Raw genomic sequence first — 17526 nt, forward strand, 5'->3', positions numbered from 1 at the left:
CATTTGACCCGGCTCCGGTTTCCCGGCCCGCGTCCGGGATCACCACAGAACCATCGGCCCCGAACTCCCACGTACCAGTGCCAAGAGCAACGAAAGGACGTACCGATCATGGTGCACGCCCAGTTCACCCCCGCCGGCCGTGAAGCGCTGGCCGCGGCGGCCGTTGAGGCCAAGACCCGCAGAAACCTCACCTGGCAGCAGATCGCCGACGCCTCCGGCCTGTCGGTCGCCTACACCACCGCCGCCGTCCTCGGCCAGCACCCTCTGCCCGAGGAGTCCGCCAGGGCCGTCGCCGCGCTGCTGGGCCTGGACGAGGACGCGGCGACGCTGCTGCAGACCATCCCGATCCGCGGCTCGATCCCCGGCGGCATCCCGACCGACCCCACGATCTACCGCTTCTACGAGATGATCCAGGTCTACGGCACCACGCTCAAGGCCCTGATCCACGAGCAGTTCGGCGACGGCATCATCAGCGCCATCAACTTCAAGTTGGACGTGAAGAAGGTCGCCGACCCCGAAGGCGGCGAGCGCGCCGTCATCACCCTGGACGGCAAGTACCTGCCGACCAAGCCCTTCTGACTCCCGTCCCGATCACCCGCCCGGGGTCAGGCGGTCAGCACGCCTTCACGTGGTCCAGAAAAGCGACCCACTCCGCCGCCCCGACGACCACCACCGCCCGAGCAGCATCCTTGCTGTCCCGCACCCCGTACCGCCCACGAGCAAGACGAGCAACCTCGACACAGTTGCTTCCGTCACTCCCTGAGAAGGAGGACTTGCGCCACTGCCCACTAGCGCGCTCCGCGTCGTCTTTCTCCATGTGTGGCCCCTACTGTGCCTTCACCTGGTTGAGGAACACAGCCCACTCAGTCGGACCGACAACCAGCGCCTCCCGACCAAGATCTTTGCTATCGCGGACCCCGTGCCGACCACCTGAGAAACGAGCCACCTCGACACAGTTACTTCCGTCGTGTCCCGAGAAGCTCGACTTACGCCAACGGGCATTGGCAAGATCCTCGATCAGGTCGTCCATCTCGTTACCGCCTTCTTGATAGTTGCGAGCGATTCGAGCCGGGGCAAGGCATCTGCCCGGATTATGTCGTACAAGAACATCAGGTCTCGCACTTCCTCCGATCGGTCGCATACTCGATCTTCTTTGCTCTGAGAATCGATGTAGGCCGCGGGTGGCGCGCCTTTGGGCATGTCCGCCACAACAAAGCCGCCCAGCAAGCCAACCACGCTGCGAGAGCTATGGGGAAGCACCTGCAGGGATATATGACGGTTTACTCCCATCTGAACGAGGTGATCGAACTGATCACGCATGATGTGATCGGCAGCGACGGATCGATAGAGAATGCCCTCGTCGATGATGATCCACAACATCGGCGGAAGCGAACGTTCGAGAATGGCCTGTCGGTCCATTCGGGCTTGCACTTGCTCCTCTGCCTCCTCACTGGTGATGCCTGGCATGCGACTGAGGACGGCTCGGGCGTAGTCCTCGGTCTGGAGGAGGCCGGGGATCATGAGGGGTTCCCACATCCGCAGGGCCTCGGCTTCGCGTTCGTAGTCGAGCCAGGGGCGGAACCAGTGGGGGAGCTGGGCGGCGGCGCGGTTGAGGCGGTCGAGGAACCCGGTGAGCGTGCTGCCGAGGCCGAGCACCTCGTCCACCCGCTGCGCCAGGTCCATCGTGGGCGATCGGTGGCCGTTCTCGATCATGCTGAGCTGGCTGATCGAGAGATGGACGGCATCGCAGAGCCGACGCTGGGTGAACCCAGCGGAAAGTCGGAATTTGCGTAGTTCCGTACCGAACTGGATACGTGCAGATATGGACGGATCCGGTTCCAGGGGGATGGTCATCACCGGTCTCCTTTCCGGCCGCATGCCGATGCGTCCCGGCCATCATGCTGCGGGTTCGCACGCCATAGCCAGCGGGTTCACCTGATTGTGAACTCAATGCGAACCACGAATCGCCATTACCGCTTCCGATTGTTTGCCACCGTGTGAGGGCCGCGACAACGTCAAGCCGGCGACCCGGCCGATACGGCCGGATGAAACAGGAATTCCGTCGGAACCCACCGGTGAAAGGCCCGCCAATGACGCCGGACGTACTGAAAGAGCTTCGTCTGCCGAGCAGTCCAGAATCCGCCTCGCGCGCCCGCGCCGCCGTCCGCGACTGGCTCGGTGCGGATCATCCGGCCTACGAGCCGGTGCGCCTGGCCGTCTCCGAACTGGTCACGAACGCCGTCCGCCACGCCGCCGGCCCGCACCGAAGCCACGAGGACTCCCAGAACGGCCACGGCGACCGCCTCCGGCCCCTGGTCCTTCGGCTGGCGGTCGACGAGGATCGGCTCCGGGTCGAGGTGACGGACACAGGCCCGTCCACCACGCGTCCCCGGATCAGGCCGGAGCAGGCGTTGATCCTGGCCGAGCGCGTCCAGGTGGAGCCGTCGTTCCTTCTCGGCGAAGGCGGCCGTGGCCTGGCCATCGTCGACATGCTCTCGAAGGGGAACTGGGGCTTTCATCCCAACCCCGAAGGCCCAGGCCGCACTGTCTGGTGTGAGATAACCACCGGGCCGGCGTCCGCGTCGTGAACGCCGGCGCGAGGGCGCCGTCAGTGAATGATCCATTCGGCGCTCGCCCGGACGTCGGCGGGTTCGGTTATGACCGGCGTCCGCGAAAAAATCTGCGAACCGGCCGGACGGCGATGTCGAGAACCCGCGACCGGCCCCGTCCCCGAGGTGAACGTGACCAGAATGGGTCACCTCAGCACCTAGGAGAAGCACGATGGCCAAGTACTTGCTGCTGAAGCACTACCGCGGCGCTCCGGCGGCGGTCAACGACGTGCCCATGGACAAGTGGACGCCGGAGGAGATCTCGGCACACGTGCAGTACATGCGCGACTTCGCGGCCCGGCTGGAGGAGACCGGCGAGTTCGTCGACGCTCAGGCGCTCGCCCCCGAGGGGACGTTCGTCCGGCACGACGGCGAGGGGCGCCCGCCGGTGACCGACGGCCCGTTCGCCGAGACCAAGGATCTCATCGCCGGCTGGATGGTGATCGACGTCGACACCTACGAGCGCGCCGTCGAACTGGCCGGGGAACTGTCGGCCGCCCCCGGGGCGGGCGGGGACCCGATCCACGAGTGGCTCGAAGTGCGCCCGTTCCTGACCGAGCCGCCCACCATCACGGAGTGACTTCTCAGATGAACGAGGCCCTGCTCAGAAGCCTCACGCCGAGCGTGCTCGGGATCCTCGTCCGCCGCGGAGCCGACTTCGCGGCGGCCGAGGACGCGGTGCAGGACGCGCTGGTCAAGGCGATCAGCGTCTGGCCCGCCGACCCGCCGCGTGACCCGAAGGGCTGGCTGGTCACCGTGGCCTGGCACCGGTTCCTCGACGCGACCCGGGCGGACGCCGCCCGCCGCCGGCGTGAGGACCTCCTCGACGAGGAGCCGGCGCCCGGGCCCGCGTCCGCGGTGGACGACACGCTCCAGCTCTACTTCCTGTGCGCCCACCCATCGCTGACGCCGTCGTCCGCGGTCGCGCTCACGCTGCGCGCCGTCGGCGGGCTGACCACCCGCCAGATCGCCCAGGCCTACCTGGTGCCCGAGGCGACCATGGCGCAGCGGATCAGCCGAGCCAAGCGCACGGTCTCCGGCGTGCGGCTCGACCGGCCGGGCGACATCGCGACCGTGCAGCGCGTCCTCTACCTCATCTTCAACGAGGGCTACTCCGGCGACGTGGACCTCGCCTCCGAGGCCATCCGGCTCACCCGGCAGCTCGCGGCCGCGATCGACCACCCCGAGGTGGCGGGACTACTCGCCCTCATGCTGCTCCACCACGCCCGGCGGGCCACCCGGACCGCGCCCGACGGCAGCCTGGTGCCGCTCGCCGCGCAGGACCGCGGCCGGTGGGACACCGAGTCGATCGCCGAGGGCGTCGCGATCCTGCAGGCCGCCCTCGCCCGCGACCGGCTGGGCGAGTTCCAGGCCCAGGCCGCCATCGCGGCGCTCCACGCTGACGCGCGCACCGCCGAGGAGACCGACTGGGTGCAGATCGTCGAGTGGTACGACGAACTCGTGCGCCTGACCGGCAGCCCGGTCGTCCGGCTCAACCGCGCGGTCGCGGTCGGCGAGGCGGACGGGCCGCGAGCCGGGCTCGCGGCGCTCGCGGCGGTGGACGACTCACTGCCCCGCCACACCGCGGTGGCGGCGTACCTGCACGAGCGCGACGGCGACCTGGCGACGGCGGCGCGGCTGTACGCCGAGGCGGCGCACAAGGCGCCCAACCTCGCCGAACGCGACTATCTGACGCGCCAGGCCGCCGGCCTCAACGCCCGGGCCCGTCCGTAGCGGGGTTGCCGGCACAGCCGCAAGAATCGCTGTCAGACCCGGCCCTGGCCCGCTCCATCTCCGCACGAGTAGATCATGGTCCTTACTGTCACCGACGCCCGTCCGTCAGACAAGCCACCTCGACGCAGTTGCTTCCCTTCCCTCCAGAAGCGCCTGCCGGCCAGGGTTGAGGCGGCGCCAGGTCGATCCAATTCGGCGAACATTTCGCGGGGTTCTGCCATCTCATGGATCATGAGACTTCGTACGGCTCTCGTGGCGCTTCTCCTGTCCGCCGCGACACTGACCGGGCAACCGGCGGCGGCCGCCACGCCGGTCACGATCGCGTACGCGCAACGGACGCAGACCTGGGAACTGGTGCTGACCAACGGGGACGTGGTGGAGGTGCCGAACGCGCTCGCCGTGGCCCCCAAGGACGCGGTGAACGCCGGTTCGCGGGCACCGTTACTGGTCAGCGGGGACGGGCGGCATTTCTTCTATTTCCGGAAATCGGACGGGCGGTTCGTCGGACGGACGCTGAACGGCAAGGAGAAGGTGGTGCCGAGGCTCACCGTGTTCTCGCTCGACGAGGAGTGGCCGTACGTGTCGGACGACGGCAGCTACGTGGTCTCCGAGACCTCGGCTCCGGGCGTAGGGATCTTCGTCGACCTGCGGAAGGGCAAGGTGCTGCCGCCTCCCGAGCGGACGGACGCGTGGGGCTTCATGGGATTCAGTCCAGACAGCCAACGCCTGCTGCTGGGCGGGGAACAGGTGGTCGTGTTCGATCGAGGGTTACGCGCCCGGCTCCGGCTGAAGACGCGGCAGTCGCCGACGGCGCTGGCGAACGACCACGTCACGGCGGCGGTGCTCGTCGGCACGTGGCCCAAGTACCGCAAGCTGCGCTTGCTGAACCTGCGTACCGGCCGCGTCGGCGGCACGGTGACGGTGAGGTTGCCGGGTGGCCGATACATCGACGACCTCCACTTCGACCAGGCGGGGCACCTGATCGTCCGCTCGAAGACCAAGACCGGTGTGGCGATCTACCGGGTCTCGAAGACGACCGGCGCGGTGACCACACTTCGGACGATCACCAGGCCCGACGCCAAGATCTGGGTCCTCCCGGGAGACGGCACCTACGAGCCCTGGACGGAACGGAAGAAATAGATTCCCCGGCGATGAACGCGCCTGCGTCAGACCACGGCCCGACGACGGACCCGTGAACTGCGGCGCCGCGACCTCGGCCGGACTCCAGCCTCACCACCCGCTACGGACCGCCTCGCCGGTGCCGGGCCGCGGGTGCTCACCAGAGTCGCCGGCCGTAGGTGGCGTCGGCTTACATCGCAGACGCAGAGCTGAAAAGTTCGCCCAGATCGCTCGCGGAGCAGTGGCGATACGCAGGGCGTACGCCGACCGGCCTGGCTCAGTCCCGGAAGTGACCACCGTCCACCGGGTGCCGGAGACCGGCCCTCTCGTGGCGCGGTCAGGTGGTCTCGGCACGGTGTTTGAGGCCGGTGGCCTCCATTTCCAGGTAGCGGCGGGTCAGCGAGCCGGTGAGCAGGCCGATCAACGGGGCGAGCGGGCCCCGATGGCCGATGGTGAGCAGGCACTCGACCGTGCCGTTCGGGCGTGCGGTGAGGCGATGCCCGCCGATGGTGGTGACCCCAGGATTGCGGGCGGCCCAGTCGAACGAGACTCCCGGCTCGATCTCGGTCACCGTCCAGACGGCCGGGCGCAGCTTCGGCTGCTCGACCCGGGCCTGGCTGCCGAGGGCGAACGGGCCTTCGTCCAGGCGGCGGACGGAGGTCACCGAGGGCGTCCACTCCGGCCAGCGTTCGACGTCCGTGAGTATCGACCAGACCTTCTCCACGTCCGCCCGGATGATGACCGAGGTCGCATAGAACACGAGTCACCCGCCTCCATCCCTGCCCACCGCCCGCCAACGCAGTACACCAGGTATCACCAGGACACCCACGCCGTCCAGCGCGGGAGGCGTAAGCCCGGGATGCCGCCGAAGACGAACAGAGGAGTGACCATGGCATTCGGCCCTCGACGTCACAAGCATCGGGCATGCTGCCGGACATGAAGCGTACGACCGTCGAACTCTCCGACGATCTCGATGCCCGGGTACGCCACGAGGCGGAGCGCCGGGGAATGACGGTTTCCGCGTGGACCCGTGAGGCCATCGAAGCCCATCTCTCCGACCAGGGGCGTCGGCGGTGCCTCACTATCGGAGCCGGCCAAAGCGGCGAAGATGCTGTTGCGGCGCGGATCCACGACATGCTCGGTCGGGAGTGGTCCGATCGAAGCCAGAAGGCACCGTGAACGCTCTGGATGCTCGGTGCCCCGGTTGGGCCCGCCGTCCTGGGGCGGGCCCAAGGGGTGTCAGCGGGCGTCGACGATCATGCCGGCGCCTACGGTGCCGTTGGTGGCCTCGTCGATGAGGATGAAGCCGCCGGTCATGCGGTTCCGGGCATAGTCGTCCACGAACAGCGGCTGGGTGACCCGCAGCGACACCCGGCCGATCTCGTTCAGGCCGAGCGACCCGGCGGACTCGTCGCGGTGCAGGGTGTTGACGTCCAGCCGGTAGTGCAGGTCACGGACGAGGGCGCGGGCCGTGCGGGTGGTGTGCTTGATGACCAGCTTGGACCGCGGGCCGAGCTTGACGCCGTCGGTCATCCAGCAGACCATCGCCTCGAGCTCCTGGGCGACCTGCGGCTGGTTGTTCGGCCGGCAGATCAGGTCACCGCGCGAGATGTCGATGTCGTCCTCCAGGCGGAGGGTGACGGACATGGGCGGGAACGCCTGCTCGACCGGGCCGTCGAAGGTGTCGATCGCCGCGATGCGGGTGGTGAGGCCCGAGGGCAGGTGCAGCACCTCGTCGCCGGGCTTGAGGATGCCGCCCGCGACCTGGCCCGCGTACCCGCGGTAGTCGTGGAAGGCCGGGTCGGTGGCGCGCTGGGGACGGATGACGTACTGCACGGGGAAGCGCACGTCGACCAGGTTGCGGTCGGAGGCGATGTGCAGGTGCTCCAGGTGGTGCAGCAGCGATGTGCCCTGGTACCACGGCATGTTCTCCGAGCGGGTCACGACGTTGTCGCCGTGCAGCGCGGAGATCGGGATGAACGTGAGGTCGGCGATGTTCAGCTTGGCCGCGAAGGACGTGAACTCCTCGCGGATCTCGTCAAAGCGTTCCTTGTCGTAGTCGACGAGGTCCATCTTGTTGACCGCCAGCACCAGGTGCGGCACTCGCAGCAGCGAGGTCAGGAAGGCGTGGCGTCGTGACTGCTCGACGACGCCCTTGCGCGCGTCGATCAGCACGATGGCCAGGTCGGCGGTGGAGGCGCCGGTCACCATGTTCCGGGTGTACTGGATGTGCCCGGGGGTGTCGGCGATGATGAACTTGCGCTTGGGCGTGGCGAAGTAGCGGTAGGCCACGTCGATGGTGATGCCCTGCTCGCGTTCGGCGCGCAGGCCGTCGGTGAGCAGCGACAGGTCGGTGTACTCGGTGCCGCGGTCGCGGCTGGTGCGCTCGACGGCCTCGAGTTGGTCCTCGAAGATGGCCTTGGAGTCGAAGAGCAGGCGCCCGATCAGGGTGGACTTGCCGTCGTCCACCGAACCAGCCGTGGCGAAACGCAGGATGTCCATCAGAACTGCTCTCCATCGGTAGTGCGGCCGACGTGGCGCCGGGCGGAAGGGCGCGCGGACCACGAGGACAGGGGAGGAACTGCGGCGGGGGCGGGAAGGAGCGACTTGGTCATCAGAAGTAGCCCTCCTTCTTGCGGTCCTCCATGGCGGCCTCGGAGGTGCGGTCGTCGGCGCGCGTCGCGCCCCGCTCGGTGATGCGGGTGGCGGCGATCTCGGCGATGATCTCTTCGACGGTGGCGGCGGTGGACTCCACGGCGCCGGTGCAGGTCATGTCGCCGACGGTGCGGTAACGGACGACGGTCTCGTAGACCGGCTCGTCGTCGCCGCGGTTGACCACCTCGGCGTCGGCGAGCAGCATGCCGTCGCGTTCGAACACGCTGCGGGTGTGCGCGTAGTAGATCGACGGGATCTCGATGCCCTCGCGACGGATGTAGTCCCAGATGTCGAGCTCTGTCCAGTTGGACAGGGGGAAGACCCGGATGTGCTCGCCCTTGCGGATGCGGGCGTTGTAGAGGTTCCACAGCTCGGGGCGCTGGTTCTTCGGGTCCCACTGGCCGAAGTCGTCACGGAAGGAGAACACGCGCTCCTTTGCGCGGGCCTTCTCTTCGTCGCGGCGGGCGCCGCCGAACACGGCGTCGAACTCGTGCTCCTCGATGGCGTCGAGCAGCGTCGTGGTCTGCAGGCGGTTGCGGCTGGCCCGGCGGCCGGTCTCCTCGGCCACCCGGCCGGCGTCGATCGACGCCTGCACGGACGCGACGACGAGGCGGGCGTTCAGCTCGGCCACCCGCCGGTCGCGGAACTCGATGACCTCGGGGAAGTTGTGCCCGGTGTCGACGTGCATCAGCGGGAAGGGGATCGGCGCGGGCCAGAACGCCTTCTCGGCGATGCGCAGCATGACGATGGAGTCTTTGCCGCCGGAGAACAGCAGGCACGGACGCTCGAACTCGGCCGCGACCTCACGCATGATGTGAATGGCCTCGGCTTCCAGCACATCGAGCTGCGATGTCGTGTAATCGCTCTGGAGCATCTGCTCTTCCTCCGGGGTGGGCCCTAACGGTGCACGTCGCGGATGCCGGCGAGCAACGTTGGCGCCAGATCCGGTAGGGAGACCAGGATATCGGGCAGCGAGGGGTTCTCCTGGTTGTAGGTCAGCGGGGAGCCGTCGATGCGGCTCGCGAACGCCCCTGCGGCCAGCGCCACGGCTACGGGTGCGGCGGAGTCCCATTCGTACTGCCCGCCGCCGTGGACGTACGCCTCGACCTCGCCGGTGACCACCGCGGCGATCTTCGCGCCCGCCGAGCCCATCGGGACCAGCTCGGCCCCGACCAGGCCGGCGAGCTTCTGGACGAACTCGGGGGGGCGGGTGCGGCTGACCGCGATGCGGATGGGGCCCTCGCGCCGGGCGGGCAGTGCCGGGGGCGCGGCGGTGGACAGGGTGATGCCCTGGGCGGGCAGCGCCACGGCGCCGGCGATGAGCGTGCCCGAGCCGCGCGGCGGGCTGATGACCGAGCCGGAGCCGGCCGATGCCGCCCCGGTGGCCTCAGCCGACGGTCCGACGGCGGCCGGGCCGTCGGCCGGCTGGACGGGGGTGCGATGCCACAGGGCCACGTGGACGGCCCAGTCGGCGCGGCCCTGCTCACCGAACTCGCGGGTGCCGTCCAGCGGGTCGATGATCCAGACGCGCTCGGCGACCTGGCGGCGCGGGTCGAGGCGCTCCTCGCGCGTCCCCTCCTCCGACAGGATGACGTCGTCCGGCCGCAGCCGGGACAGCGACTCGATCAGGAAGGCGTGCGACTCGTTGTCGCCCGCGTGCCGCAACGCCGCGGGGTCGTCGTGTCCGTCGCGGGATCGGAGGGCGAGCAGCCTCTCACCGGCCTCGGCGGCGAGATCTCTCGCGAGCGCGTGGTCGTCGCGTATCGTCACGATGCCCTTTCTGGTGCGCACTCGGTAATGCCTCACCTCGGGCTAGTAGGCGCCCGAGCCACGTGCCACGGCCGACCAGGTCTTCCACAGGATCTGCAGATCCAAGGTGAGAGACCAGTTCTCGACATAACGCAGGTCCAACCGTACCGATTCCTCCCAGGAAAGGTCAGATCTGCCGTTGACTTGCCAGAGCCCGGTCATGCCCGGACGGACGACCAGCCGCCGCCGGACGTCGTGCCCGTACGCGGCGACCTCCTCGGGCAGGGGCGGCCGCGGCCCCACGAGGGACATGTCGCCGGCGAGCACGTTGAACAACTGGGGCAGCTCGTCCAGAGAGTAACGCCGTAACCAGGCGCCGAGAGGGGTGACGCGCGGGTCGGCCCGAATCTTGAACAGCACGCCGTCACCGTCGCCGACCAGGTCGATCTTGCGGAGTTCGGCGCCTGCGTCCATCGTGCGCAGCTTGAGGATGGTGAACTCGGCGCCGTCCCGGCCGACCCTGGTCTGCCGGAACAGCGCCGGGCCGGGGCTCGTCGCGCGCACGGCCACCGCGAGCACGGCCAGCAGCGGGGACAGGACGGCGAGGGCCAGGCCCGCGACGACGCGGTCGAAGAGGTTCTTGACGAGCTGGCGCATCCCGGACAGCTCGGGGTGCTCGACGTGCAGCAGCGGCAGCCCGGCCACCGGCCTGATGGTGGTGCGCGGCCCGGCGACCTCCATGAGCGCGGGAGCGACGACGAGGTCGGTGCGGGTCTTCTCCAGCCGCCAGGCCAGGCGGCGCAGGGCGGTGCCGTCGAGCTCGGGGCAGGCGAGCACGGCCACGGTGTCGGCCGCGACCTGGCCGACGACCAGCGGGACGTCCGAGAGATCACCGAGCACCGGGACGCCCTCGACGGCGCCCGCGGCCTCGCCCTGCGGCAGGCACACGCCGACGACCTGCATGCCGTGGTACGGCTCGCGGCGGAACCGGCGGACCAGGTCGGCGGTGGAGGCCCGGTGACCGGCCGCGACGACCCGGCGCATGCACCGCCCTCTGGCCCGCATCGCGTGCAGCCGGACCCGTAAGGCGTACCGGCAGAAGAGGGCGAGCGCGGTCATGAGCGGAAGGTCGAGGACGACGTACCCCCGGGCGAGGTCGGTCTTGGTGACGTACGCGACGATCGCCACCCCGGCGGTCAGGAAGAAGCCGCACCGCGTGATGCGCCGGAACTCCTCCGACCCCCCGCCGATCAGCCGCGCTTCGTAGGCGCGGTTGAGCGCGACGGCGGCCACCCACACCACGGGGAGCACCAGGCTGAGCACCAGATAAGGCGTGACATAGGGGGTGACCTCCCCGAATCGCACCACGATCGCCAGCGCGCCCGCGGCCAGCCCGCATCCGAAATCGGTCGCCACCGCGCACCGGCGATAGCACCGGACCCAGCCCGGCGGCCGGGGTCTCCCGTCACCGGCGGACCCGGCAGGGGTGGAGACCGCCGCATGCCCGCCCGCCGCGGCGGCCCCCGCTGAGCCCGTCGTCTCACGCACGCATCCTCCCCGTGATCGCTCGGACACTTTCCGTGAGGATGCTAGCGGTCGCGAGTGACAGTCTTGGCGAGATCGAGAGAGTTGGTTTACCCGGCCATGGGGGCGACGCTCGACTTCAAACCCCTTGACGTGCCGGCTCCTGCCCAGGGCCCCAGACGCTCAGTAGATTGGGTGGATCGCCCGGCGCGGGAGGCATCAGGCAGATCTGCGACGGCGGCCACCGGACCGATGGCACGCCGGGGTAGGTGATGATCTCCACCACGGGTGGGCATTACGCCGGTGGCCGGGACCTCAGTGATCTTCTGACCGTCCGCGCGCCCATGGGCTCGAGGCGGTGCCGACGCTTCGGTCAGCGGGGCGGCTTGATCGGCTTGAGGTCGGAGGCGTGGAAGGTGTTCTGGGTCGCCTCCAGGCCGCTCGTGATCAGCGACTCGGCGACGTCGGCGGCGCGGTCCACCAGCAGCGGAAGGTCCTTGCGCTCGGCCGTGGCGAAGTCGCGCAGCACGAAGTCGGCGGGGTCCATGCGGCCCGGGGGGCGGCCCACGCCGAAGCGCACCCGGAGATACTCCTTGGTGGCGAGCGATTTGGTGATCGAACGCAGCCCGTTGTGGCCGTTGTCGCCGCCGCCGATCTTGACGCGCAGCGCGCCGTACGGAATGTCCAGCTCGTCGTGCACGACGACGACGTTCGCCGGGAGGACCTTGTAGAAGTCGGCGAGCGCCTTGACCGGCCCGCCGGAGAGGTTCATGTACGACCGCGGCTTGGCCAGCACGACGGGGGCGCCCGCGAGGCGGCCCTCGACGATCTCGGCGCGCGACTTGTGCGCCTTGAACCGGCCGCCGACCCGCACGGCGAGCTCGTCCAGCACCATGAAACCGGCGTTGTGCCGGTTACCGGCGTACTCGGGCCCGGGGTTGCCCAGCCCGACGATCAACCAGCGGTCCACGACGACCTCTTCCGTCTCCTGCTCCGTCTGCGTCCGCCGGGTGCTCGTACGCTTCCCGGCGCGCGGCCGCCTTCCGTCCCGGCGGCCGGCGTCAGGCCCCGCACGCCGGACAGGGCAGCCGGGCGGCCGGTGGTACGGCTGCCTGACTGCCCTGCCGACGATACGGGACCGACGATGATCGCGGTGTCACCCGGCGATCTGGGTGCTACTCGGCGGCGGTCGCGCCCTCGCCGCCCTCGGCCTCCTCAGCGCCCTCGGCGCCGGCCGCGGTCGGGACCGCGATGACCTGCAGGACGACCGTCTCGGGCTCGGCGGCCAGGGTGGTGCCCTTCGGGAGCTTCAGGTCGGCGGCGGTGACGACCGCGCCCACCTCGAGGCCCTCGATGTCGACCTCGACGCCCTCGGGGATGTGGGTGGCCTCGGTCTCGACGGAGACGGAGACGAGCTGCTGGTCGAACAGGCCGCCGGGGGCGATGTCGCCGACCGTGGTGACCGGGATTTCGACGGTGACCTTCTCGCCGCGCTTCACCAGCAGCAGGTCGACGTGCTCGAGGAAGCCCTTGATCGGGTCGCGCTGGACGCCCTTGGGCAGCGCCAGCTCGTCGACGCCGTCACCCTGCAGGCGGATGAGGACGTTCGGCGTGCGCAGTGCGAGCAGCAGCTCGTGACCCGGCAGGATGAGGTGCTTGGTCTCAGTGCCGTGGCCGTACAGGACGGCGGGTACCTTGTCGGTGCGGCGGATCTTGCGCGCGGCACCCTTGCCGAACTCAGAGCGCGGTTCGGCGGCGATGCGTACTTCGGACACGGCATGTCTCCTAGGGAAACGAATCGAATGGAAGGCGCTCACCCTCACCCGCCCTAGCGGAAGGCGTTACGAGCGCAGACCTGTACGGAACCCTCAGAGCCTACCCGACCCCCCGCCCTCCCCGCGGCGCGCCGGGGAGCCCGGCCGGCGCGTTTCGATCAGGTGGCGGGCGGCGGTCAGGGCGCCGTCCTGGCGGATCTTCCCGGCCACGGTACGGGCCGTCTCGGCGACCTCGGGGGCGAGGGCACGGCCGAGGGCGGCGGTGAGCGAGCCGGCCGTCGGTTCGTCGGCCGGGTGGGCGGTGCCGATGCCGAGCCGCTCGACGCGTCCGGCGAAGGAGAACTGGTCGTACATCTGCGGGACGACGAGCTGTGCCGCTCCGGCCGCCGCGGCCGCGGTCGTGGTGCCCGCTCCCCCGTGGTGCGCCACCACGGCGACCCTGGGGAACAACGCCTGCTGGTTCACCTCGCCGATCGCCAGGACGTCGGGCCCGTCGTCGATCGGTTCGAGTTCCGCCCACCCGCGGGCGAGGATCGCGCGGCGACCGAGCGAGCGGACGGCCTCGATCATGGCTCGTGCGATGCCCTCGGGGGCGCGGACGCTCCCGAATCCGAAGTAGACGGGCGGTTCGCCGGCATCGAGGAACGTCTCCAGCTCCGGCGGCAGCGGCCGGTGGTCGGGCAGGATCCACGCGCCGGTCTGCAACACCTTCAGCTCGGACGGCTCCGGCCAGGGAGCCAGCGTCGGGTCGGCGGCCAGCCACGGAGCGCCGGAGTAGATGTGGCCGCTCACGTCGGTGACCGGCGTGAGCCCGAGGGCCTCCCGCTGGGCGTTGAGCGGCGCGCTCCACAGGAGATACCAGCGCTGGGCGTCCTGCGCCCACAGCTCGCCGTTGCCGGTCGTCCCGTCCGCCGGTGTCCGCCCCGGCATGCCGTACACCGGTGGTGCGTGGTGCGGCGACGGCAGCGTGACCGGGGCGAACGCGGCGTAGACGTAGCCGATGCCGCGATGTTCGGCCACCGAGCGCGCGGCGATGGCCAGCGCTCCCCCGCCCACGATGACGTCGCAGCCCTCGGCGGCGGCGCCGACGGCCGCGAACTGGTCGGCCACCGTGCCCTCGATCATCGCCCGGCGCTGCTCGGCCGTGATCGACGCTCCCGCCTTCTGCTTCGCCGTCCCGTGCACCCGCGGCCCGACGGGGAGGTATTCGACGCCGAGCGACTCGGCCCACTCGCGGAAGTCGGGGGGCGCGCACACCACGGCCTCCTGTCCCAGCTCCCGCAGCTGTGTCGCCAGCGCCAGGGCCGGCTGTGCCTCTCCCCGCGACCCGATCGTGGACACCAGTACCCGCATGTTCCGCTCCCCTTTCGTGCCGCCTTCGCGGCGCACGGGGAGAGATTCTGAACCCACACCTGGGTCTTGTGGCAAGACCGGGGGTCTGCTATACCGTGAAAATGGCGCCGAGTAGTCCTTCTGCGCTCTATCGCGCGACGGCGCGACTCCTCGTTCGGCCCTTCTCGGCCACTCCTGCGCCGCGCACCGTACCGCTCTCCCCGTGACCTGAGTTCGAAGTCACGCGGGCTCAGACCAGAGGCGATCCAGAGTGGAGAACGCCGAGAGCTCCGGCGCCGGGATGACCGGGCGTCCGGAGCTCTCGATGCGAAGACGCGGCGGGGCGTCGGGATCGCTCAGGCGTCGCCCTCGAAGAGGCTGGTGACCGAGCCGTCGCTGAAGACCTCGCTGATGGCGCGGGCGATCAGCGGGGCGATCGACAGCACGGTGAGCTTGTCGAACCGCTTCTCCTCCGCGATCGGCAGCGTGTTGGTGACGACGACCTCGGAGATGCGGGAGTTCTTCAGCCGGTCCACCGCGGGGTCGGAGAAGATCGCGTGGGTGGCCGCCACGATGACGTTGGTCGCACCCTGCTCGTAGAGCGCGTCCGCGGCCTTGGTGATCGAGCCGCCGGTGTCGATCATGTCGTCGATCAGCACACAGGTGCGTCCGCGTACCTGGCCGACGACCTCGTGGACCTTCACCTGGTTGGCCACGTCGAGGTCGCGCCGCTTGTGGATGAACGCGACCGGGGTGCCGAGCTGGTCGGCCCAGCGTTCGGCCAGGCGGACCCGGCCGGTGTCGGGCGAGACGATGGTCGTCACGGCCGGGTCGAGCTTGCCGCTGAGGTAGCGCAGGAGCACGGGCAGGGCGAACAGGTGGTCGACGGGCCCGTCGAAGAAGCCCTGGATCTGCGGAGTGTGCAGGTCCACCGACATCAGGCGGTCGGCGCCCGCGGTCCTGAACAGGTCGGCGATCAGCCGGGCGGTGATCGGCTCGCGGCCGCGGCCCTTCTTGTCCTGCCGCGAGTAGCCGAAGAAGGGCATGACGACCGTGATGCGCTTGGCCGACGCCCGTTTCAGGGCGTCCACCATGATCAGGTGCTCCATGATCCACGTGTTGATGGGCTCGGTGTGGCTCTGGATGACGAACGCGTCGCTGCCGCGCACCGACTCCAGGTAGCGCGCGTAGATCTCGCCGTTGGCGAAGTCGTGGAGCCGCGTGGGGGTGATCTCGATGCCGAGGTGCTGCGCGACCTCTTCGGCCAGCTCGGGGTAGGCCCGGCCGGAGAAGAACATCAGGTGCTTCTCGCCGGTGGTCTTGCGCCCGGTCATGTTGCTCTCTTCGGCCGGCTGCTGACCGAGCGGAGGCGTGACCGCCTCGTCGGGCCGTTCGGCTCGCTCGCCGCGCTGGTTCATTTCGAAAGCTCCCCGCTGTCGTTCGCCGGGTTGTCCGGCCCGCTCGCTTGTCCGGCCCGCTGGGGGGATGCGGCCTGTCCGTCATGTCCGTCCGCCGCCGCACGCTGCGCCGCCTGCGCCGCGCGCTCGGCGGCGGTGCCCGGCCGGCGGCGCGCGACCCATCCTTCGATGTTGCGCTGGCGTGCCCGGCCCACGGCCATGGCCCCCGGCGGAACGTCCGAGGTGATGACCGAACCGGCCGCGGTGTAGGCGCCGTCGCCGATGGTGATCGGGGCGACCAGCATGTTGTCGCCGCCGACCCGGACGTGGTCGCCGACCGTCGTGTGGTGCTTGTTGACGCCGTCGTAGTTGAGGAAGACCGTGGCGGCGCCGATGTTGCTGCCCTCGCCGATGGTGGCGTCGCCGACGTAGGACAGGTGGGGCACCTTGGAGCCGGCGCCGACCCGCGCGTTCTTCATCTCGACGTAGCTGCCGGCCTTGGCCTTGGGCCCGAGGACGGTGCCGGGCCGCAGGTAGGTGTAGGGGCCGACGGAGGCGCCCGGCCCGATCTCGGCGCCCTCGCAGACCGCGTTGCGCACGACGGCTCCGGCGCCGACGACCGTGTCGGTGAGGGTGCTGCCCGGCCCGACCTGCGTGCCGGAGGCGATGACCGTGGCGCCGTGGAGCTGGGTGCCGGGGTGGACGACGGCGTCCGGTTCTATGGTGACGCGCACGTCGATCCAGGTGGTCGCCGGGTCGATGATGGTGACCCCGGCGCGCATGTGGTCGTTCAGGATGCGGGTGTTGAGCACGCCGCGGGCGAAGGCGAGCTGCACGCGGTCGTTGACGCCTTCCACCTCGACGTGGTCGGCCGCGATGTACGCGCCCACCCGGTGACCGTCCTCACGCAGGATCGACAGCACGTCGGTGAGGTACTCCTCGCCCTGGGCGTTGGCGGTGGAGACCCGCTTGACCGCGTCGGCGAGCAGCAGCCCGTCGAAGGCGTAGACCCCGGAGTTCATCTCGGCGATCTTCCGCTGCTCGGGCGTGGCGTCCTTGTGCTCGACGATGGCGAGGACCGCCCCGTCGTCGCCGCGGACGATGCGGCCGTACCCGGTGGGGTCGGGGACCTCGGCGGTGAGCACGGTGACCGCGTTGGCCTCGGCCGCGTGGGTGGCGAGCAGTTCGGCCAGCGTCTCGGTGCGCAGCAGCGGCGTGTCGCCGTAGGTCACCAGGACCGTGCCGTTGATCGTCCCGACCTCTTCCAGGACGGTGCGCACGGCGTGGCCGGTGCCGTTCTGCTCGGCCTGGACGACCGCGCGGGCGTCCGGGCCGGTCGCGGCGAGATGGGCCTGGACCTGCTCGCGGGCGTGGCCCACCACGACGATCAGGCGTTCGGGGAACAGGCCGCGGGCGGCCGTGAGCATGTGGTCGACCAGCGCGCGGCCGCACAGCTCATGGAGGACTTTGGGGGTGGTGGACTTCATCCGGGTGCCCTCGCCGGCGGCGAGGACGATGACGGCTGCCGGGCGCGGCACACTCACGGACTGAGGCTCCCTCGGCGTCGCGGCTGAGACTTCGGCGGGCGGGCCGCTCGGCGGCACCGTTCAGGCACCACCCGGCCACCCACCC

At 70.0% G+C, this 17526-nt stretch carries 19 protein-coding genes; 6 read left to right on the forward strand and 13 right to left on the reverse strand.

The window, feature by feature from the left end; all coding sequences use genetic code 11:
- Positions 1–108 precede the first annotated feature (108 nt).
- Positions 109–579: a cyanase gene (gene cynS / locus IEY93_RS05180; protein WP_189161774.1), complete on the forward strand. Its 471-nt coding sequence runs from the start codon at positions 109–111 to the stop codon at positions 577–579.
- A gap of 34 nt (positions 580–613) precedes the next feature.
- On the opposite strand, the gene IEY93_RS05185 is transcribed toward cynS, so the two are convergent.
- From IEY93_RS05185 to IEY93_RS05195, 3 genes are read right to left on the reverse strand one after another with little or no spacing between them, the layout of a single operon-like run.
- Entirely contained in the window at positions 614–817 is a 204-nt protein-coding gene (locus IEY93_RS05185) for a DUF397 domain-containing protein (RefSeq protein ID WP_189161775.1), read from the reverse strand.
- Positions 818–826: 9 nt separating this feature from the next.
- A complete protein-coding gene (locus IEY93_RS05190) occupies positions 827–1030 on the reverse strand; it encodes a DUF397 domain-containing protein (RefSeq protein ID WP_189161776.1) in 204 nt (67 codons plus the stop codon).
- Positions 1018–1854, reverse strand: coding sequence for a helix-turn-helix domain-containing protein (locus tag IEY93_RS05195; RefSeq protein WP_189161777.1), 837 nt, complete (start codon positions 1852–1854; stop codon positions 1018–1020). The genes IEY93_RS05190 and IEY93_RS05195 overlap by 13 nt, the downstream gene beginning before the upstream one ends.
- Before the next feature lie 236 nt (positions 1855–2090).
- Here IEY93_RS05195 and IEY93_RS05200 point away from each other — a divergent pair, with 236 nt between their 5' ends.
- The 4 genes from IEY93_RS05200 to IEY93_RS05215 all read left to right on the forward strand — a co-directional run bounded on the left by IEY93_RS05200 (position 2091) and on the right by IEY93_RS05215 (position 5483).
- The gene (locus tag IEY93_RS05200; protein ID WP_189161778.1) at positions 2091–2588 is read left to right on the forward strand and encodes an ATP-binding protein; all 498 of its coding nucleotides are present in this window, start codon (positions 2091–2093) and stop codon (positions 2586–2588) included.
- Between the two features lie 193 nt (positions 2589–2781).
- Positions 2782–3189 carry a YciI family protein gene (locus IEY93_RS05205; protein WP_189161779.1) on the forward strand — a complete coding sequence of 136 codons (408 nt, stop codon included), beginning with the start codon at positions 2782–2784 and terminating at the stop codon, positions 3187–3189.
- A gap of 8 nt (positions 3190–3197) precedes the next feature.
- A complete protein-coding gene (locus IEY93_RS05210) occupies positions 3198–4343 on the forward strand; it encodes an RNA polymerase sigma factor (protein ID WP_189161833.1) in 1146 nt (381 codons plus the stop codon).
- A gap of 231 nt (positions 4344–4574) precedes the next feature.
- Complete coding sequence (locus IEY93_RS05215; RefSeq protein ID WP_189161780.1) at positions 4575–5483, forward strand: hypothetical protein; 909 nt, start codon at positions 4575–4577, stop codon at positions 5481–5483.
- A 316-nt stretch (positions 5484–5799) separates the two neighbouring features.
- Here IEY93_RS05215 and IEY93_RS05220 read toward each other — a convergent pair whose 3' ends face one another.
- A complete protein-coding gene (locus IEY93_RS05220; protein ID WP_189161781.1) occupies positions 5800–6222 on the reverse strand; it encodes an SRPBCC family protein in 423 nt (140 codons plus the stop codon).
- Between the two features lie 176 nt (positions 6223–6398).
- Here IEY93_RS05220 and IEY93_RS05225 point away from each other — a divergent pair, with 176 nt between their 5' ends.
- Positions 6399–6641 (forward strand): ribbon-helix-helix protein, CopG family, encoded by a 243-nt coding sequence (locus IEY93_RS05225; RefSeq protein ID WP_203968011.1) that lies wholly within the window; start codon positions 6399–6401, stop codon positions 6639–6641.
- 60 nt (positions 6642–6701) lie between these two features.
- Here the strand turns inward: IEY93_RS05225 and cysN are convergent, their stop codons facing one another.
- The 9 genes from cysN to glmU form a co-directional block, all read right to left on the reverse strand.
- Positions 6702–7964 carry a sulfate adenylyltransferase subunit CysN gene (gene cysN / locus IEY93_RS05230; protein WP_189161783.1) on the reverse strand — a complete coding sequence of 421 codons (1263 nt, stop codon included), beginning with the start codon at positions 7962–7964 and terminating at the stop codon, positions 6702–6704.
- Positions 7965–8076: 112 nt separating this feature from the next.
- A complete protein-coding gene (gene cysD, locus IEY93_RS05235) occupies positions 8077–8991 on the reverse strand; it encodes a sulfate adenylyltransferase subunit CysD (RefSeq protein ID WP_189161784.1) in 915 nt (304 codons plus the stop codon).
- Positions 8992–9014: 23 nt separating this feature from the next.
- A complete protein-coding gene (locus IEY93_RS05240) occupies positions 9015–9890 on the reverse strand; it encodes an inositol monophosphatase family protein (protein ID WP_189161834.1) in 876 nt (291 codons plus the stop codon).
- A 39-nt stretch (positions 9891–9929) separates the two neighbouring features.
- A complete protein-coding gene (locus IEY93_RS05245) occupies positions 9930–11282 on the reverse strand; it encodes a sugar transferase (protein WP_372444423.1) in 1353 nt (450 codons plus the stop codon).
- Positions 11283–11763: 481 nt separating this feature from the next.
- Positions 11764–12360 carry an aminoacyl-tRNA hydrolase gene (gene pth / locus IEY93_RS05250; protein WP_189161786.1) on the reverse strand — a complete coding sequence of 199 codons (597 nt, stop codon included), beginning with the start codon at positions 12358–12360 and terminating at the stop codon, positions 11764–11766.
- Positions 12361–12565: 205 nt separating this feature from the next.
- Positions 12566–13165 carry a 50S ribosomal protein L25/general stress protein Ctc gene (locus IEY93_RS05255; RefSeq protein ID WP_189161787.1) on the reverse strand — a complete coding sequence of 200 codons (600 nt, stop codon included), beginning with the start codon at positions 13163–13165 and terminating at the stop codon, positions 12566–12568.
- A gap of 93 nt (positions 13166–13258) precedes the next feature.
- On the reverse strand, positions 13259–14518 hold the full coding sequence (locus IEY93_RS05260; RefSeq protein WP_189161788.1) for a glycosyltransferase: 1260 nt from the start codon (positions 14516–14518) through the stop codon (positions 13259–13261).
- A gap of 335 nt (positions 14519–14853) precedes the next feature.
- On the reverse strand, positions 14854–15831 hold the full coding sequence (locus tag IEY93_RS05265; RefSeq protein WP_189161835.1) for a ribose-phosphate diphosphokinase: 978 nt from the start codon (positions 15829–15831) through the stop codon (positions 14854–14856).
- An 80-nt stretch (positions 15832–15911) separates the two neighbouring features.
- Positions 15912–17438, reverse strand: a complete 1527-nt coding sequence (glmU, locus tag IEY93_RS05270) for a bifunctional UDP-N-acetylglucosamine diphosphorylase/glucosamine-1-phosphate N-acetyltransferase GlmU (RefSeq protein ID WP_189161789.1) — start codon at positions 17436–17438, stop codon at positions 15912–15914.
- Between the last annotated feature and the right edge of the window lie 88 nt (positions 17439–17526).

Source organism: Sphaerisporangium melleum (assembly GCF_014646695.1).
Taxonomy (GTDB): Bacteria; Actinomycetota; Actinomycetes; order Streptosporangiales; family Streptosporangiaceae; genus Sphaerisporangium; species Sphaerisporangium melleum.

Excerpts from the sequence above, each read along its gene's own strand:
- cynS (WP_189161774.1), top strand. The coding sequence starts at position 109 with ATGGTGCACGCCCAGTTCACCCCCGCCGGCCGTGAAGCGCTGGCCGCG.
- IEY93_RS05185 (WP_189161775.1), bottom strand. The coding sequence starts at position 817 with ATGGAGAAAGACGACGCGGAGCGCGCTAGTGGGCAGTGGCGCAAGTCC.
- IEY93_RS05190 (WP_189161776.1), bottom strand. The coding sequence starts at position 1,030 with ATGGACGACCTGATCGAGGATCTTGCCAATGCCCGTTGGCGTAAGTCG.
- IEY93_RS05195 (WP_189161777.1), bottom strand. The coding sequence starts at position 1,854 with ATGACCATCCCCCTGGAACCGGATCCGTCCATATCTGCACGTATCCAG.
- IEY93_RS05200 (WP_189161778.1), top strand. The coding sequence starts at position 2,091 with ATGACGCCGGACGTACTGAAAGAGCTTCGTCTGCCGAGCAGTCCAGAA.
- IEY93_RS05205 (WP_189161779.1), top strand. The coding sequence starts at position 2,782 with ATGGCCAAGTACTTGCTGCTGAAGCACTACCGCGGCGCTCCGGCGGCG.
- IEY93_RS05210 (WP_189161833.1), top strand. The coding sequence starts at position 3,198 with ATGAACGAGGCCCTGCTCAGAAGCCTCACGCCGAGCGTGCTCGGGATC.
- IEY93_RS05215 (WP_189161780.1), top strand. The coding sequence starts at position 4,575 with ATGAGACTTCGTACGGCTCTCGTGGCGCTTCTCCTGTCCGCCGCGACA.
- IEY93_RS05225 (WP_203968011.1), top strand. The coding sequence starts at position 6,399 with ATGAAGCGTACGACCGTCGAACTCTCCGACGATCTCGATGCCCGGGTA.
- cysN (WP_189161783.1), bottom strand. The coding sequence starts at position 7,964 with ATGGACATCCTGCGTTTCGCCACGGCTGGTTCGGTGGACGACGGCAAG.
- cysD (WP_189161784.1), bottom strand. The coding sequence starts at position 8,991 with ATGCTCCAGAGCGATTACACGACATCGCAGCTCGATGTGCTGGAAGCC.
- IEY93_RS05260 (WP_189161788.1), bottom strand. The coding sequence starts at position 14,518 with ATGCGGGTACTGGTGTCCACGATCGGGTCGCGGGGAGAGGCACAGCCG.
- IEY93_RS05265 (WP_189161835.1), bottom strand. The coding sequence starts at position 15,831 with ATGACCGGGCGCAAGACCACCGGCGAGAAGCACCTGATGTTCTTCTCC.